This window comes from Methanothrix harundinacea 6Ac, assembly GCF_000235565.1.
Lineage (GTDB): Archaea > Halobacteriota > Methanosarcinia > Methanotrichales > Methanotrichaceae > Methanocrinis > Methanocrinis harundinaceus.
In genome coordinates, this window is record NC_017527.1 from 480,873 (window position 1) to 494,883 (window position 14,011).

Here is a 14,011-nt window from a genome sequence, read left to right on the forward strand (position 1 = left end):
TCAGCTCACCTCGGTCAATATCATCTCTATAGAGACCGTCTCCGTATCCTTGGGGGTGGCTCTCCCCATGGCCCTGGGCATCCAGCCCCGGAGGGTCCTCCCCTGTTTGGTGGAGACGTGGGTTATCTTCATCCCGGCGGGGTCCAGCCCTTTGTACTCGGCGTTGCTGGTGGCGTTGACCAGGACGCCCAAGACGGCCTTCGCCGCCTTCTGGGGGTACCTGCCGGCGTCCCATCCGACGAGGCCGTGCCGGTGGGGAACCTTCTTGTTGTGATGCTTGAAGGGGACCGGCCTCTTCTTGGCGATCACCTCTTCCAGGTATGTCTTCGCCGCCTCGGCCCTCATACCCCGGATGGCGTTGCAGATCTCCAGAGCGTGCTTGGGCGAGATGTGATGTTCCGTGCCCATCGCCCTGGATGACTTCTCCTTTTTTTCAGGGATGATGGAATATTTCAGTCGTCCCAAAATTCACACCTCACTTCAACGGCACGAACTTGCTCGATCGGGTGGCGCCAACGCCGGCGCTGCCGTGAGTTACCCTTGCTCTCGTCAGGGAGTACTCGCCGAGGTAATGGCCGACCATCTCCGGCATGATCTCGACCCGGTTGAAGGCCTTGCCGTTATAAATCTCGATCGTCTTCCCCACCATCTCGGGAAGGACTATCATGTCCCGGAGATGGGTCCTCACCACTTCCCGGTCCTTTACCCTGGAGAGGAGCCTCTTGTGATCCTTGGTCAGGCCCCTCTTCAGCCTTCTCCGCTGCCTCGAGGGGAGAAGCTCCATGAACTCCTCGGTGCTGAGCTTGTTCAGATCCTCGGTCTTGAGGCCGCGGTAGGTGAACTCCTCTTTCCTCTTCGGAAGCCTTGATCCTGATTTCCTAGCCAAAACAATCCCTCTTCAACGCTTTCCGGTCCTTCTGGCCGCAATGGACCCGACCTTACGACCGGGGGGTGTGTTCCTGCTGACGGTCTTGGGCCTTCCTGGATGCTGCCATCCGCCGCCACCGAAGGGGTGGTCCACCACGTTCATGGCCACGCCTCTTACCCTCGGATACTTGCCAGCCTTGGACTTCATCTTGTGGTACTTTTTTCCAGCCTTCACGAAGGGCTTGTCGGTCCTGCCGCCGCCAGCGACGACGCCTATCGTCGCCATGCACTGGGGGTTGAGCCACTTCATCTCTCCACTGGGGAGCTGGACTACGGTCTTTCCGACGTCGTGGGCGATGAGGATGCCGTAGACCCCGCTGGATCGGGCGAACTGGCCGCCGGCCCGGGGGTTCGACTCGATGTTGCAGATCGGGATCCCCTCGGGGATCTCCGCCAGGGGGAGGGAGTTTCCGGGCTTGATCTCGGCAGAGGCGCCGCAGGCGATCTCCTGGCCGACGTATACCCCCTCTGGGACGAGGATGTACCTCTCCTCATCGTTGTCGAGGACCACCCTCGCCACCGGGGCGCACCGGGCGGGATCGTGGACTATCTCCTTGACGACCCCCAGGACGGTCTGGTCCTGGTCCACCTTGACGTGCTTCAGCTCTGCCCTGAACTTGTGAGAGGGTGCCCGGTAAGTCGGGGTTCCTCGACCTCGGTTCTGTTGTATTAATCTGTGCCCCATAACCTCACCTCACAATAGTCCCAGGGTGGTGGCCAGCTCGTTAGCGCTCCCTTCTCCGGCCAGCTTCACCGCCGCTTTCTTCTCGCCCTTGGAGGTGATCATAGTCCTGACGGAGATCACTTCTACGTCGTAGAGCCTCTCCAGCTCCTCCTTGATCTCTTTCTTGTTTGCGCCGATCTCCACCAGGAACTCCATGGTGTTATCGGAGTCGATCATGTTCGTGACCTTCTCCGTGATGAACGGACTCTTAATGACCATAGGTCTCACCCAGCCACCTCAGAGAGGATTCTGTCCAGACGGTGAGCCTTCCGGCGTGGGTTCCGGGGGCCAAAAGCTCGACGTTCAGCCTATCGACGGTGGTGACGTCGACGCCCGGAAGGTTTCGCGAGGCCCTAATCAGCCCGCCCTCTCGGCCCGCCACTATCAGCAGGCTCTTCGGCTGCTTGTACCTTCTTCCTCGCATCTTGCCTCTGCCGGCCCTGACGGTCTTCCCGTCTTTCGCCCTCATGACGTCGTCCCACCGGCCGCAGGCCGCCAGGAACTTTCTGACCTCCGCCGTCTTCTCGACTCCTTCGAGGTCGTCTTTGGCGACGACGATCGGCTCGCCTGAGAAGAGGTGGCCCCTCCCCCGGACGAGGTCGGCGTTCGCGGTGGCGGCTATCGCCGATCGGATCGCCTTCCTCCGCTCCTTAGCGTTCACCTTCTCGGTCCTGTCCGTCTGGGGCTTCGGGGGGTGGGCTCTCCTGCCGCCCTTGGCCTGGGGGACCCTCGCAGCCCGCCTTCCGTTCAGGATCCTCGGGACTCGGGAAGCGCCGCGCCCCGTTCCCCAGGAGAGGGCAGAGGTCTTGAGGCCTGCGAGATCGCTCGGACCGTAGGGCTGGAGCCGGTTGGCCTGGGCCGCCAGCACCGCCCTCTTTATGAGATCGGGCCGGAACTCCTCGTCGAAGACCGATGGCAAGTCCATATCTCCGACCTCATTTCCGGATAGATCGATTACTTTAGCCTTCATCACAATCCCTGCTTGGAGTCTCTGCTGACGTAGAGGACCTGGGGCGTCTTCAGGTCGGCGTCCTTGGCTCTGACTGCGGACCTCATCCTGACCAGCCTCTTGCTGGGGCCCGGGACGCTGCCGCTGAGGATGGCGTACTCCCCCCGGATGATCCCGTATCCAGGAAATCCGCCATCGGGGGTGATGGCGCCGCCGTCGGATCCGATCGCCAGGACCCTTTTATTGAACTCGGTCCTCTGGTGGTAGCCCATCTGGCCCAGGAGGGGGACGGTCCACCTGACGTGGTGGGGGTTCCAGGGGCCCAGGTTGCCTATGTGCCTCCGCTTGCCGCCCCGGGAGTGCTTCCTCTTCTGAAGGTTGATACCCCACCGCTTGACGGGGCCCTGGACTCCCTTCCCTTTGGTGATGGCGGAGACGTCGATGATCGATCCGGGGCTGAAGATGCTGGAGATCGGAACCGAGGATCCGAGGAGGCTCTTTGCCAGCTCGAACTGGTTGGCGATGTTGCCGCCGTTCACCTGGATCTCCATCAGGTCTGGATTCTTCTTGGGTACCCCCGTCAGAAGCTTGGGGTTGGTGTGAGCGATCAATCGCAGCTCTTCCATATCTTCAATTATCGCCCCGATCTCGTCGATGGCGGCTCCCCTCTTGTTCTTGGGGACGGTGATCGACCGTGCCAGGGATGGGTCCAGCTTATCGGACCAGGCCTCTCCCGCAGCCCTCACGCCGCCGTTGTACTTCTCGTAGACGCGAAGGGCGGCTATGCTCAGGGGTGGCGTCTCCAGGATCGTCACCGGGACGCTGATCTCCATCCCCTCGGTGAGGCTGTTGGGCTTGTCGTCGATCATGATGATATGGGTCATGCCGGCCTTGTAACCGGCAAAACCGTCCATTCTGGCCTTCTCCTCGCCAGCGGCCCAGTATCTCGTCCTGGGGACCTGGCTCTTAGCCCGCTTTCGGGGGCTGAAGGCCAGCGAACCTCGCCTTGGTCGGTGTATGGTTGCCATTTAGCCCTCCAGTGATCGCATCAGGTTGACCTGGGAGAGGGTGGCGAATATCGCCTCTTCGAGCCTCACCGTCTCGGTTCCCTGATGCGGTATGGTGTTAATCACGCAACATCCTTCCATCGTTTCGCTGCTCAAGAACGCATCAACGCCGCGAGCGGGCGATCCGTAGACCAGTTCCAGACCTCGCCCTTGGCCCTGGCGGACCACCCGCGCGAGGAGGTCTGGGGTTGCTGGCGTCCCCAATCTGGACGTGGCCACCACCAGCCGCCCGCTCGAGCGGACGTGCTCGTCCAGGTCCGGGATGACCTCGGTCTCGTAGCCCCAGTAATGGGGTATCTCCGATCGGTCTACAGGCTCCGCGGCGAGGGGTTTCAGCGAAAAGACTCTGACGTTCAGACGCTGCCCAGCAGAAAACCGCTTCGCGGTTCTGAGGGGCAAAGGGCGCTCAACACCTATCTCCACCCATGCGCCGTCGTCAGATCCCACTTCGTCGACTACTAAACCTACTCGATACTCGCCGACCTTGAGCGTTGAAACCTTTGAGCTTTTGGGATGATGAGGGGTGCGCAGCGGCGGCAGGATGCCGACGTACCTCAGGGCCCTCTCCCGAGGAAAGAGCCTCTTTCGGAGGTACTGGGGCGTCTCTGCGTACTGCAGGACCCGGGATATGAACCGGGAGTCGTCGAACTCCTCGTCGCGATATATGACTATCCGATCCACCCGAAATACCGCAGCTGCTCTTGCGATCATGCCCACCTTGAGGGTGCGTACCCGCTCGTCCCGCGACTCCATCGTCGCTGAGGACGGGATCAAGATGGACGTCTCGCAGCCACCGATCATCGGATCTTACCCCCAAGACCTACTCCTGATATAAAAAGGTTTGGAGAGGAAAATGAGGTCACTCCGGCGGCCGGTATGCGGGCCGATTTGAAAGGCCGTCCAGAGGCCAGTTTTGGGGCCGGATCCCCCGGCCCACCCTCATCTGATGACATCGAATTGCTCGCCTCGTCCCCACCTCCACGCCTCCTCCCCTATATTATGTCTCTCGTCGAGGCGTTGAGGTGGTGGTGGCGCGGGGTCCCGGGCCCCGGGTCAATGGATGGGCTTGAAGGTCCGGGGGTCGAGGGTGAGGGCGCTCTCGCAGTAGGTGCAGATCGTGTCGAGGCCCGTCCCGGCCAGGACCGCCCTCTCCACCAGCTCCTGGGGCGGGAGGTACTGGGTCATCTCCTCGCCGCAGAGGGGGCACTTTATCTTCAGCCACTCGAGGTCCGTGAGGTCCCGCATATTTAGTATCACCTCGCCGAGGGCGTCGGAGTAGCCCTCCCGGCTGAATGTAATCGGCTTGAGGTGCCTTATCATGACGGGGAGCTCCGCCTCCTTCTCCAGGAGGGGGATCACCAATTGGTCGATCCCGGCGGCGAAGCCGATCTCCTGGTTTACCCTTGGGGATACGACGCCGTCCAAAGTAAGCAGCGCGATGACGCAGTCACAGTGGCGGATCCCAAACCTCACCCTCTCCCCTGGAGAGATCCCGCGGGCCCGCCGGTAGATGGCGACGAAGCTCTCGAGGCCGACCCGCCAGAGGGCCTCGGCGAGCTCCCGGGCGAGGGGCTCGTCCTCCTCAGAGTGGGTGATGTAGACTTTTGTGATCATGAGCTATGGACTCCGGAGGGGAGATGGTTGTGGGGGGTAATCACGGTTTCCGTCGGGCGGGGCCCTTCAGCAGAAAAGCTAATAAGCAATCCTCTCCCCGGGAGGGGAGCCCGGAGGGGTAATCCATGGACTTGGAGCTTGAACCGATATCCTCGGAGGATCGTGAAGAGATAGTCGAGATCTTCAACTTCTACGTCGATAACAGCTTCGCCGCCTTCCCGGAAGATCGGGTGCCTGGGAAGTTCTTCGACCTCCTGATGGAGGCCTCTAGGGGCTATCCCGCCTTTGTCGCCAGGGGCGCCAGGGGGCAGGTCCTCGGTTTTGGGCTCCTCCGCTCCCACCATCCCATGCCCGCCTTCTCCCGGACCGCCGAGATCACCATCTTCGTCCATCCTGAATCCCGGGGGATGGGGATAGGCAGATCTTTGGCTCTCCGGCTCATCGATGAGGCGAAGGGGAGAGGCATCACCTCTATCCTCGCCGGCATCTCCTCCCGAAACGATGGGAGCATCGCCTTCCACCGACGGCTGGGGTTCCGAGAACGCGGTCGGTTCAAGGCGATCGGGAGGAAGTGGGGTGAGGACTTTGACGTCGTATGGATGCAGAGGACCCTTTAAGGTGGGTGGGGTTAGTAGATTCCATCCTCCCTTTAGGGCGGATCACTTGACGTCTCGGCGATGGGGGCCGGTGATGGGCGATCCTTCTTCGAACTCCTCCGATCTCTGGCCGGGTGCGAAGGCTTAAATAGTCAGAGACCTTTCTGGAGTCCTGCGTTAAGCTATTCTGTTTTATGGTTTTTCGCAAAGGATGGTGTAAAGTTTGTACGGTAATACTAGAGGCTCTTTTGGCGCCAGCGGTTTTGGTCCCTCTGCGCCGGTGGAGACTGGAAAGGAATATGATGTTGAGATCGAGGACATATCAAAGCAGGGCGACGGCATAGCCAGGATCGAGGGTTTCGTCATCTTCGTCCCGGAGACCGGCGTTGGCGACAAGACCAAAATTATGGTCGATAAGGTCATGCAAAGGTTCGCTATCGCCCACAAGGTCTGAAGCAATCATCGATCTTCATAGTCGTTGGCGGTCAGAGGAGCGATCCTGCTGCCCACGACTGCTTTAATATGAGACAGTCTGTCTCTCTCGCCTTCGATCTCTTCGATTTCTAGGGATGGGGATCTTCTGTTGAGAGATCTCTGTCTATTTCTGGGGTGAGGCCTTAGGCCTTGAGAATGTCGAATATGGCGTAAATATAATTTAAAATTGAGCCGAGATGAATATGAGCGAGGCATCAAACCAAAGATCAACGGTAGTGGAGAATCTGGACGAGCCGCTCAAGGATGCTGCGGAAGGTTACGGGGATCTTATGGCCATATCGGTGGTCCACAAGGTGAGCATGAGTGCTCTCCGGTCCAGGTTGAAGGAATTGCAGATAGAACAAGGGCGAGAACTTCAGCGTGAGCGAGAGAATGATCGAAGAAGTGATCCGAGATGAGGGGAGAGAGAAATGGAGATTTGACGATCGATGGGAAGAGGATCGTAGCCGAAATCGCTGATAAGATCGAATGGACCCCCCAGGGATGGCCCGTCGTGGAAGGTCTGGAGGGCGAACTCGCCCTTCAGAAGTGTTATTCCTGGCTGGCGTGGCAGGATCTCCCTCTTGCCACGGTCCCCAAGAACGATAAGGAGTTCGACGAGTTCGTCTCCTCGAACGTATTCCTAGCGATCAGCTTCGACGGCCGAGACCTCAACGATCTGGAGTTCGTCACCAGAGAGTACGCTGAAACTTTCGGTCGGAGATCGGATGTGGCCTTCGTTCCCGCCGCCTTTGGAGAGAAAAAAATGCTATCGCGGCTGAAGGCCTTCAAATTCCCTCGGGGTCGGAGAATGTGATCTCCGGATTCCACGCTCCGATCTCCAAGACCCGAGACCACCCTGGATACAGCCTGCCTTTTTATACGCCGCTTTCTTTCTCTCTTCGCATCCTGATCCATCTCGCCCCTGCCTGCTCGGATCATACGCGGCCATCAGATAAACGGCAGAGGGTCCCGTTTTCTGTAAACTAGGGCCTGGCAGATAGCGATGAGGTCGCCGCCGGCGGTCTTGACCCGGATATCGTAGGTCGCAACCCGGTTCGACCTGCTCACCTCTTCGGCCTCGGCCTGGAGGGTCTCCCCCTTCTTGGGGGAGCTGACGTAAGTGACGCTCATGCTGAGGGCGACGGAGACGGTCCCGTGGGAGTTTGAGGCCACCTCGAAGGCCTCGTCGATGAGGGAGAAGATGGCTCCGCCGTGGGCCATCCCGAAGATGTTCTCCATCTCTTCGGTGAACCTCATCTCAACAAGGGCGTACCCTTCGGCCACCTCCACCAGTTTGAGCCCCATCTTTTCAGCGTAGGGCTCTTCTGCGACCCTCCTTCGGATCGCCTCGAATATCTCTTCGGTCATCAGTCAGCATCTCCAATAGATCCCTTCTTCCATTCCTCTCGCCTCCGGGGATAAAAACATCTCAGAGCTTGAGGTCGTACCTCACCTCGGTGACGACCCCGCCCCAGATCTCGGAGGTCTTCTCCTCGGTCTCTTCAAAGCCGAGGGATTCGTAGAGGCTCTCTGCCGCCTCCAGGCCCCGGACGGTCCAGAGGAATATGGAGGGGTACCCGACGGATCGGGAGAACTCCACCGCCTCCTCCGCCAGCCTCCGGCCGAGGCCGAGCCCCCTCACCTCCGGGGCGAGGAGGAGCCACCGGAGCTGGGCCTCCTCCTCGGAGGCCTTGACGACGGCAGCGGACCCGACGACCCGTCCCTCCCCAGCCTTCTCCACCTCGACGATCCAGATCCTCTCCCGCTCCGACCGGGATGTAGCAAACCTGGCGATCGGCCCCGCGACGTAGCCGTCGAAGGTCTCGTCCCACCCCTGCTCCTCGGAGTAGACGACCCCGTGAAGGTGGATCACCATCCCGATGTCCCCTGGCTTGAGATACTTTCGGATCGAGATCGAAGATTTCTCCGTCTCTGGCCGCCTCGGCTTCATCAGCTTCCTCTTCTGATCCCTCGACATATTTCAAAATTGCCTCCTTCTGCCGCTACCTTTTTTTCCTTGCCGAAAGAGACGATCTCGGATGGCCCCAGAAGATAGTTCCACCGTGGATATTGACTTTGGCCCACCCGATGGCGACCCGCCCGAGGGGGGCGGGGGGGAGGCGCGCTGGTGGGATTCGGCCGAAGGGCACAGGTTCGCCCTGGAGGTCCTCCAGCTGAGGGCGAGGAGGGCCATATTGAAGATGGTCGACGAAGGCGCCGGCTCCCCGGAGGAGATCGCCGAGAAGTTGGGGATCGATGGGGGCCTTGCCGCCTTCCACCTCGCGATGCTGGAGAGGGCCCTGGTCGTCGAGGCCGTCGATGGCGTCTACAGGTCCACCCCCACCGGTCGGCTCTATATCGAGAGGGTCGAGGCACCGCCCTCTGAAGGCCCGGACCGTTCCTGATTTCCGCCAGCTCTTTCCATAGCCGGTTGGCGAAGATCTCGGTTCGCGAGGGATGGCGTAAGGTCATAGCCCCGGTCCCAGAGACCCGGGTATGTAGCAACTTAACCGAAAAGCTTAATACTAAATAAGATATCATCTCCAATTGCCGCGCGGAAGGCGAGATCCTGACCTCCACCGCTGAAACGCCGTGCCCAGACTGTGCCCATTGGACAGAATGGGGCCCGGACGTTGAGCGACGTCTGGGCCCCCTCTCCCGCTTTGGGTCGGGGCGGGGCCGTCGATAGTTCAGACCGTCCTTTTTCTCTTTTTATCAGCCCGGGGCTGGACCCCCCCAGCGTACTTCATCGCGATGCATATCCGCTGGACTGCGGTGAGGTTGGAGAGGACGGCGGCGATGGCAATCGCCCCAAAAAGCCAGCTTTCTCCGAATAGAAGGGCTCCGATCATCCCGGCGTAGATGAGGATCAGCCTCTCCGCCCTCTCCAGGAGCCCGCCCATCTCCTTCGCCAGGACGGCCTGGTCCTTGACGAGGCCCCGGTGGTCGGCGTAGGCCCGGACGAAGGAGGTCATGACGGCACCGAAGATGAGGGCCGCGATCCAGCCGCTCATGGGGATGATGAACTCGGCCTCGGGGCCGATATAGAATAGAAGCCCCAGAATCAGGAGAGCCTCGACGTACCTGTCGAGGACGCCGTCGAGGAAGGCACCGGCCACGGAGGTCCGGCCGGTCGTCCTCGCCACCGCCCCATCGACGACGTCCAGGCCCCCCGATACCAGGAAGAGAAGGAGGCCGGGGAGGAGCTGGCCTCTCCAGAGGGCTACGAAGCCGCCGAGGGCGACGGCCAGGGCGAGGCCGGTCCAGGCGTTGGGGGAGAGGCCGAGGCGGGCGAGGCGGGCCAGCCTCCTATCCACCTTCTCTCCATCCACCAGACGGGACTTGAGCATCGAGGTCGAAACGGGAGGGGGGTATTAAACCCTTTTGAGCCCCCCCGGCTCAGGCGCCCAGGTCCGCCAGGAACCGCTCGATCCTGTCCACCGCCTCCAGGATCTCCTCCCTGGAGGTGGCGTAAGAGCAGCGGAGGAACCCCTCGCCGCTCTCGCCGAAGGCATTCCCTGGGACCGCCGCCACCCTCTGCTCCTTCAAGAGCTCCTCGGCGAACTCCTCGGAGGTGAGCCCCGTCCCCTCGATGGAGGGAAAGGCGTAGAAGGCCCCCTTCGGCTCGAAGCAGGGGAGGCCGAGCCTCTCCAGCTCTGAGACGAAGAGCCTCCGCCGCCGGTCGTACTCCCGCTTCATCGCCTTCACCTCGGATTCGCCCCGCCGGAGAGCCTCCACCGCCGCCACCTGGGCCATGGTGGGGGCGCAGAGCATGGTGTACTGGTGGACCTTGGTCATAGCCCCGATGATGGCGGAGTCGCCGAGGGCGTAGCCTATCCTCCAGCCGGTCATGGCGCAGGACTTGGATAGGCCGTTTAGGAGGACCGTCCTATCTCTCATCCCCTCCAGCTGGGCGAAGCTCGCGTGCTTGCCGTCGTAGGTGAGCTTGTCGTAGACCTCGTCGGAGATGACCAGGAGGTCGTTTTCGACCACCAGGTCTGCGATCTCCTCCAGGTCCTCCCGGGTCATGATCGCCCCGGTGGGGTTGTTGGGGTAGCTGAGGACGAGGGCCTTCGTCCTCTCGCCGATGGCGTCCCGGAAGTCCTCGGGGCGGAGCTTGAACTCCTCGGAGAGCCGCGTCGCGACGGGTTTGGGGACGCCCCCCGCCAGGAGGACGTCGGGGACGTAGGCGACGTAGCAGGGCTGGGGGACGATCACCTCGTCCCCGGGGTTCAGGGTCGCCCGAAAGGCGAGGTCGACGGCCTCGGAGACCCCGGTGGTGATGAGGATCTCCTCCTCGGGGTCGTAATCGAGTTCGAGCTCCTCCTTCGCCGACTCCGCCAGGATCTCCCTCAGCTCGATGAGCCCCTTGTTCGAGGTGTAGGAGGTGTGGCCGCACTCCAGGGAGTAGATGCACGCCTCCCGGATGTGCCAGGGGGTGGGAAAGTCCGGTTCCCCCACGCCGAGGCTGATCACGTCCTCCATCCCCACCACGATGTCGAAGAACTTCCTGATCCCCGAGGGGGGCATCTCCTTAACCGTAGTGGAGAGGTGGTTCTCGGGGCTCCAGACGGCGGGCTTCTCCATCGCCAGATTCTTGTTTTTTCCGCCTTTATCGGTCCTCGTCATGCGGTGACCACCAGTCTCTTGGGCTGGACCCTGTCGTAGAGGATGACCCCGTGCTCCTTGTAGCTCTTGAGGACGAAGTGGGTGCAGGTCGCCTCGACCCCCTCCAGGGTGGCGATCTTCTCGGTGACGAAGAAGGCGACGTCCTTCATCGACCTCCCCCGGACGGTGAAGGATATGTCGTGGTCGCCGGATATCAGCCTCACCGACTGGACCTCGGAGAACCGGGAGATCCTCTCGGCGATGGCGTCGTACCCCTTGTCCCTCGATAGGGATACCTTCAGCTCGACTATGGCGTAGACGTAGCCGTCGTCGACCTTCTCCCAGTTGATCATCGTCATGTACTTCCTTATGATCCCCGAGTCCTCGAGGCTCTTGATCTCGGCTGCCACCTCCCCCTCCGGGCGGCCCAGCAGGGTCGCGATCTCTCCGGGGGTGGCCCTGGCGTTCTCCTCCAGCACCTCTAAGATCTCCTTGGCGAAGTCCCTCATAGATCCACCCGTTCGTATCTGAAGAGGATTATAGTTTTCCTTCGAGGAGCCTCACCACCAGTCCCGGAGGAGGATCTCGAAGAAGGACTCGTTCTCCGCCGCATCCGCCCCGAAGGGTACGGGGAACGCCGGGGCGGTGAGGTTGGCGAAATCGAGGAAGATGCTCTCGTTTCTCAGAAGATGGAGGAAGGGCGGCTCGATACCGGGGTCGGCTCCGCTCCGGGCCGCCCCCGCCGCCGATCGGTTGATGAGGCCGATATCCTCACCCGCCAGGAGCGCCTCCAGCTCGTCCAGGTCCCCGGTGAAGCTGAGGTTGAGGGGGTCGACGGCGGCCGACGCCATGGCCATCGTCGAGAAGATCAGAATAGGTATAAGACGCACCTTCTGCCTCCGGAATATATAGAATTTTATTAAGCCCCGGGCGTGATTCGAACACGCGACCTAGTGATTACAAGTCACTCGCTCTAGCCAGCTGAGCCACCGAGGCCCGCACCCTCCTCCGCCCTGAAGATTTAAAGACTTTGCTCCGGCCGTAGCCGTTCGAGGAGGCGGCAGGTGGCGCAGACCCCGTCGCTGGAGGGCTCGCCACACCGGGTGCAGGCGACGACCTCGTAGGATCCCGGCGGATCCCGGGCGAGGATCTTCTCAAAGCCCCTGACGATGGAATACTTCGTCCCGGGGTGCTTCGCCTCCAGGTCGTTCAGGAGTTCCTTCACCTCCTGCCTCATCGCCCTGGATAGGTATGGGCAGGCAAGAGTCTCGAAGGGTATGGCGTGGGCGATGGCGTAGACCCCCATCTCCTTCTCCGGCACCCTCCGGAGCGGCTTTATCCTGGGGACCATCCCCGGGAGGGCCCTCCTCGGCCGGAGCCTGTAGAGCCGGTCCACGTCCCCCTTCAGGTAGTTGAGCATCACCGTCTGGGCCTCGTCGTCGAGGTTGTGGCCGGTGGCGACGGCGTCGGCGGAGAGCTCCCGGGCCGTCCTGTTGAGGAGCCCCTTCCGGAGGACGCCGCAGAAGCTGCAGGGCCCCTGGGGCTGGCCGGAGGAGGCGAGAAGGTCGGTGGTGACGCCGAACTCCCCCTCCAGGCTCCTCACCACGTGCTCGACCCCGAGCCCCTTCGCCACCGAGGCCGCCGCGGCGAGGGTCCTCGGCCTGTAGCCGGCGATCCCCTCGTCGATGGAGACGGCGACGAGCTCCACGTCCTCCCGGGAGGAGAAGAGGGCATGGAGGATCGAGAGGAGGGAGGAGCTGTCTTTGCCGCCGGAGACGGCCACGGCTATCCTGCAGGGTCTGCCGAAGATCCGATAGGTCCGGAGGACCTCCTTCACCTTCCGGTGGACGTCCTCCTCGAAGTGGCGGGGGCAGAGGTGGAGCCCCGAGTACCTCTGGAATATCGCCGCCCTCCCCGAACACCGATCGCAGCGGATCATCCCACCGACCCCCTCCCGGGAGATATATGAACCTGTCCCGTCACCGGCCGATCTTGTACCGCGTGATCGCCGCGACGCCGCCGAGGGCCGAGAGCCTCTTCCCCGGCTCGAACTCCGAGCTGAAGATCACGACCCGACCCCGGGCGTCGGAGACGGACCTCATCAGCCGGTCCATCTCGGGGCTTCGGACCTGCTCGTCGGAGACCATCAGGGTCTCGACCGCCCCCTGCTCCGCCGCCCCCCGCACCTCGGCGGGGCCGTAGGCTGCCCTCCCGTCGGTGGCGATCTCCCGGAGGAGGGCCTCTAGGAGGGTCGTCTCCAGGGCGAGCCTCGACTCCTCCAGGATCTGGTCGATGGCGCCCCGTCGGAGGACCTCCTGGAAGCCCGATACCCCCATGGCGGAGGCGTCGCAGAGGACGATCCTGGGGGCGAGGCCTGGGTAGGCGGCGTCGACCCTCCTCTTCAGGTCCTCCTTCGTGAACCCCGGCCCCGCCAGGATAACCTTCGAGTCGGAGGCGGCGACCCTGGCGATCTCCTTCGCCGCCTCGTCTAGGAACTCGGTCCTCCGGTCGCCGCCCCGGCCGCTCATTCCCTTGCCGCCCCCCATCCTGATCTCCGAGACGGTCTCGACCCCGAACTGCCGGAGGACACCGATCGCCGTCTCCCCCTCCTCCACCAGGGCGATGACCACCTTCGGCCGCTTCGCCTCGGCGACCGCCTCCCGGATCCGGGCCAGCTCGTCGGGGCGCCACCTCTTGACGATGGAGAGGTCCGACCCCGGCTCGAGGTTGAGGGTGTGGTAGGAGGAGACGTCCTGCCCCACCTCGATCACCCCGTGGACCCGGAGCCAGCTGGAGGAGGTGTGAAACTCCACCGACTCCACCCTGATCCCGAGCCGGACGGGCCTCCTCTCCAGCTTCTCCGGCCGGAGCTTGTCGGCGGAAGGGGTCGCCTTCCGGTGGGTGAGGGCGAAGACGAGGTCGCCGGGGGCGATCAGATACTTGAGGTGCCAGAGGTCGTCGATCGACTCGGTCACCAGGGAGATCTCCCCCTCATCGCCCCGGAGGCTCTTCTTAAGAACGCGCATGAGGCCCCTTCTGATCAAAAGGC

Annotated in this window: 21 protein-coding genes and 1 tRNA gene; 5 read left to right on the forward strand and 17 right to left on the reverse strand. The window is 62.2% G+C overall.

The window, feature by feature from the left end; translation table 11 throughout:
- From MHAR_RS02435 to MHAR_RS02470, 8 genes are all read right to left on the reverse strand, one after another.
- Positions 1–465, reverse strand: coding sequence for a 50S ribosomal protein L22 (locus MHAR_RS02435; RefSeq protein ID WP_014586041.1), 465 nt, complete (start codon positions 463–465; stop codon positions 1–3).
- 10 nt (positions 466–475) lie between these two features.
- Positions 476–886 (reverse strand): 30S ribosomal protein S19, encoded by a 411-nt coding sequence (locus MHAR_RS02440; protein WP_014586042.1) that lies wholly within the window; start codon positions 884–886, stop codon positions 476–478.
- Positions 887–898: 12 nt separating this feature from the next.
- Positions 899–1,612, reverse strand: coding sequence for a 50S ribosomal protein L2 (locus MHAR_RS02445; protein ID WP_048144277.1), 714 nt, complete (start codon positions 1,610–1,612; stop codon positions 899–901).
- Positions 1,613–1,621: 9 nt separating this feature from the next.
- Positions 1,622–1,870: a 50S ribosomal protein L23 gene (locus tag MHAR_RS02450; protein WP_048144278.1), complete on the reverse strand. Its 249-nt coding sequence runs from the start codon at positions 1,868–1,870 to the stop codon at positions 1,622–1,624.
- Positions 1,860–2,621 (reverse strand): 50S ribosomal protein L4, encoded by a 762-nt coding sequence (gene rpl4p / locus MHAR_RS02455; protein ID WP_014586045.1) that lies wholly within the window; start codon positions 2,619–2,621, stop codon positions 1,860–1,862. Before rpl4p ends, MHAR_RS02450 begins: the two co-directional genes overlap by 11 nt.
- Complete coding sequence (locus tag MHAR_RS02460) at positions 2,621–3,628, reverse strand: 50S ribosomal protein L3 (RefSeq protein WP_048144279.1); 1,008 nt, start codon at positions 3,626–3,628, stop codon at positions 2,621–2,623. The genes rpl4p and MHAR_RS02460 overlap by 1 nt, the downstream gene beginning before the upstream one ends.
- Complete coding sequence (locus MHAR_RS02465; protein ID WP_014586047.1) at positions 3,629–4,468, reverse strand: putative RNA uridine N3 methyltransferase; 840 nt, start codon at positions 4,466–4,468, stop codon at positions 3,629–3,631.
- 252 nt (positions 4,469–4,720) lie between these two features.
- The gene (locus MHAR_RS02470; RefSeq protein ID WP_014586048.1) at positions 4,721–5,281 is read right to left on the reverse strand and encodes a toll/interleukin-1 receptor domain-containing protein; all 561 of its coding nucleotides are present in this window, start codon (positions 5,279–5,281) and stop codon (positions 4,721–4,723) included.
- A 125-nt stretch (positions 5,282–5,406) separates the two neighbouring features.
- On the opposite strand from MHAR_RS02470, the gene MHAR_RS02475 reads away from it, so the two are divergent.
- The 4 genes from MHAR_RS02475 (at position 5,407) to MHAR_RS02490 (ending at position 7,168) form a co-directional block, all read left to right on the forward strand.
- Complete coding sequence (locus MHAR_RS02475; RefSeq protein WP_014586049.1) at positions 5,407–5,898, forward strand: GNAT family N-acetyltransferase; 492 nt, start codon at positions 5,407–5,409, stop codon at positions 5,896–5,898.
- A 202-nt stretch (positions 5,899–6,100) separates the two neighbouring features.
- A complete protein-coding gene (locus MHAR_RS02480; RefSeq protein WP_014586050.1) occupies positions 6,101–6,331 on the forward strand; it encodes a TRAM domain-containing protein in 231 nt (76 codons plus the stop codon).
- Between the two features lie 223 nt (positions 6,332–6,554).
- Positions 6,555–6,770: a hypothetical protein gene (locus MHAR_RS02485; protein WP_143763239.1), complete on the forward strand. Its 216-nt coding sequence runs from the start codon at positions 6,555–6,557 to the stop codon at positions 6,768–6,770.
- Positions 6,771–6,790: 20 nt separating this feature from the next.
- Positions 6,791–7,168 (forward strand): hypothetical protein, encoded by a 378-nt coding sequence (locus MHAR_RS02490; RefSeq protein WP_143763240.1) that lies wholly within the window; start codon positions 6,791–6,793, stop codon positions 7,166–7,168.
- A 134-nt stretch (positions 7,169–7,302) separates the two neighbouring features.
- Here the strand turns inward: MHAR_RS02490 and MHAR_RS02495 are convergent, their stop codons facing one another.
- Positions 7,303–7,722 carry a PaaI family thioesterase gene (locus MHAR_RS02495; protein WP_014586052.1) on the reverse strand — a complete coding sequence of 140 codons (420 nt, stop codon included), beginning with the start codon at positions 7,720–7,722 and terminating at the stop codon, positions 7,303–7,305.
- Positions 7,723–7,783: 61 nt separating this feature from the next.
- Complete coding sequence (locus tag MHAR_RS02500; RefSeq protein ID WP_048144769.1) at positions 7,784–8,305, reverse strand: GNAT family N-acetyltransferase; 522 nt, start codon at positions 8,303–8,305, stop codon at positions 7,784–7,786.
- A 112-nt stretch (positions 8,306–8,417) separates the two neighbouring features.
- On the opposite strand from MHAR_RS02500, the gene MHAR_RS12355 reads away from it, so the two are divergent.
- Positions 8,418–8,759 carry a winged helix-turn-helix domain-containing protein gene (locus tag MHAR_RS12355; protein ID WP_014586054.1) on the forward strand — a complete coding sequence of 114 codons (342 nt, stop codon included), beginning with the start codon at positions 8,418–8,420 and terminating at the stop codon, positions 8,757–8,759.
- 285 nt (positions 8,760–9,044) lie between these two features.
- Here the strand turns inward: MHAR_RS12355 and MHAR_RS02510 are convergent, their stop codons facing one another.
- From MHAR_RS02510 to MHAR_RS02540, 7 genes are all read right to left on the reverse strand, one after another.
- On the reverse strand, positions 9,045–9,704 hold the full coding sequence (locus MHAR_RS02510) for a CDP-alcohol phosphatidyltransferase family protein (protein WP_014586055.1): 660 nt from the start codon (positions 9,702–9,704) through the stop codon (positions 9,045–9,047).
- Between the two features lie 49 nt (positions 9,705–9,753).
- A complete protein-coding gene (locus MHAR_RS02515) occupies positions 9,754–10,983 on the reverse strand; it encodes an aminotransferase class I/II-fold pyridoxal phosphate-dependent enzyme (protein ID WP_014586056.1) in 1,230 nt (409 codons plus the stop codon).
- Positions 10,980–11,471 (reverse strand): Lrp/AsnC family transcriptional regulator, encoded by a 492-nt coding sequence (locus tag MHAR_RS02520; RefSeq protein WP_014586057.1) that lies wholly within the window; start codon positions 11,469–11,471, stop codon positions 10,980–10,982. The genes MHAR_RS02515 and MHAR_RS02520 overlap by 4 nt, the downstream gene beginning before the upstream one ends.
- 51 nt (positions 11,472–11,522) lie before the next feature.
- Positions 11,523–11,852 carry a hypothetical protein gene (locus MHAR_RS02525; RefSeq protein ID WP_014586058.1) on the reverse strand — a complete coding sequence of 110 codons (330 nt, stop codon included), beginning with the start codon at positions 11,850–11,852 and terminating at the stop codon, positions 11,523–11,525.
- 32 nt (positions 11,853–11,884) lie between these two features.
- A tRNA-Thr gene (locus tag MHAR_RS02530) sits at positions 11,885–11,958 on the reverse strand.
- A 25-nt stretch (positions 11,959–11,983) separates the two neighbouring features.
- Positions 11,984–12,901 carry a TIGR00269 family protein gene (locus MHAR_RS02535; protein WP_014586059.1) on the reverse strand — a complete coding sequence of 306 codons (918 nt, stop codon included), beginning with the start codon at positions 12,899–12,901 and terminating at the stop codon, positions 11,984–11,986.
- A gap of 40 nt (positions 12,902–12,941) precedes the next feature.
- Positions 12,942–13,988: an mRNA surveillance protein pelota gene (locus tag MHAR_RS02540; protein ID WP_014586060.1), complete on the reverse strand. Its 1,047-nt coding sequence runs from the start codon at positions 13,986–13,988 to the stop codon at positions 12,942–12,944.
- Positions 13,989–14,011 lie beyond the last annotated feature (23 nt).

Bases quoted from the DNA above. Each gene is read 5' to 3' on its own strand.
- MHAR_RS02445 (WP_048144277.1), bottom strand. From the start codon at position 1,612: ATGGGGCACAGATTAATACAACAGAACCGAGGTCGAGGAACCCCGACT.
- MHAR_RS02450 (WP_048144278.1), bottom strand. From the start codon at position 1,870: ATGGTCATTAAGAGTCCGTTCATCACGGAGAAGGTCACGAACATGATC.
- rpl4p (WP_014586045.1), bottom strand. From the start codon at position 2,621: ATGAAGGCTAAAGTAATCGATCTATCCGGAAATGAGGTCGGAGATATG.
- MHAR_RS02460 (WP_048144279.1), bottom strand. From the start codon at position 3,628: ATGGCAACCATACACCGACCAAGGCGAGGTTCGCTGGCCTTCAGCCCC.
- MHAR_RS02465 (WP_014586047.1), bottom strand. From the start codon at position 4,468: ATGATCGGTGGCTGCGAGACGTCCATCTTGATCCCGTCCTCAGCGACG.
- MHAR_RS02470 (WP_014586048.1), bottom strand. From the start codon at position 5,281: ATGATCACAAAAGTCTACATCACCCACTCTGAGGAGGACGAGCCCCTC.
- MHAR_RS02475 (WP_014586049.1), top strand. From the start codon at position 5,407: ATGGACTTGGAGCTTGAACCGATATCCTCGGAGGATCGTGAAGAGATA.
- MHAR_RS02485 (WP_143763239.1), top strand. From the start codon at position 6,555: ATGAGCGAGGCATCAAACCAAAGATCAACGGTAGTGGAGAATCTGGAC.
- MHAR_RS02495 (WP_014586052.1), bottom strand. From the start codon at position 7,722: ATGACCGAAGAGATATTCGAGGCGATCCGAAGGAGGGTCGCAGAAGAG.
- MHAR_RS02500 (WP_048144769.1), bottom strand. From the start codon at position 8,305: ATGAAGCCGAGGCGGCCAGAGACGGAGAAATCTTCGATCTCGATCCGA.
- MHAR_RS02510 (WP_014586055.1), bottom strand. From the start codon at position 9,704: ATGCTCAAGTCCCGTCTGGTGGATGGAGAGAAGGTGGATAGGAGGCTG.
- MHAR_RS02515 (WP_014586056.1), bottom strand. From the start codon at position 10,983: ATGACGAGGACCGATAAAGGCGGAAAAAACAAGAATCTGGCGATGGAG.
- MHAR_RS02520 (WP_014586057.1), bottom strand. From the start codon at position 11,471: ATGAGGGACTTCGCCAAGGAGATCTTAGAGGTGCTGGAGGAGAACGCC.
- MHAR_RS02535 (WP_014586059.1), bottom strand. From the start codon at position 12,901: ATGATCCGCTGCGATCGGTGTTCGGGGAGGGCGGCGATATTCCAGAGG.
- MHAR_RS02540 (WP_014586060.1), bottom strand. From the start codon at position 13,988: ATGCGCGTTCTTAAGAAGAGCCTCCGGGGCGATGAGGGGGAGATCTCC.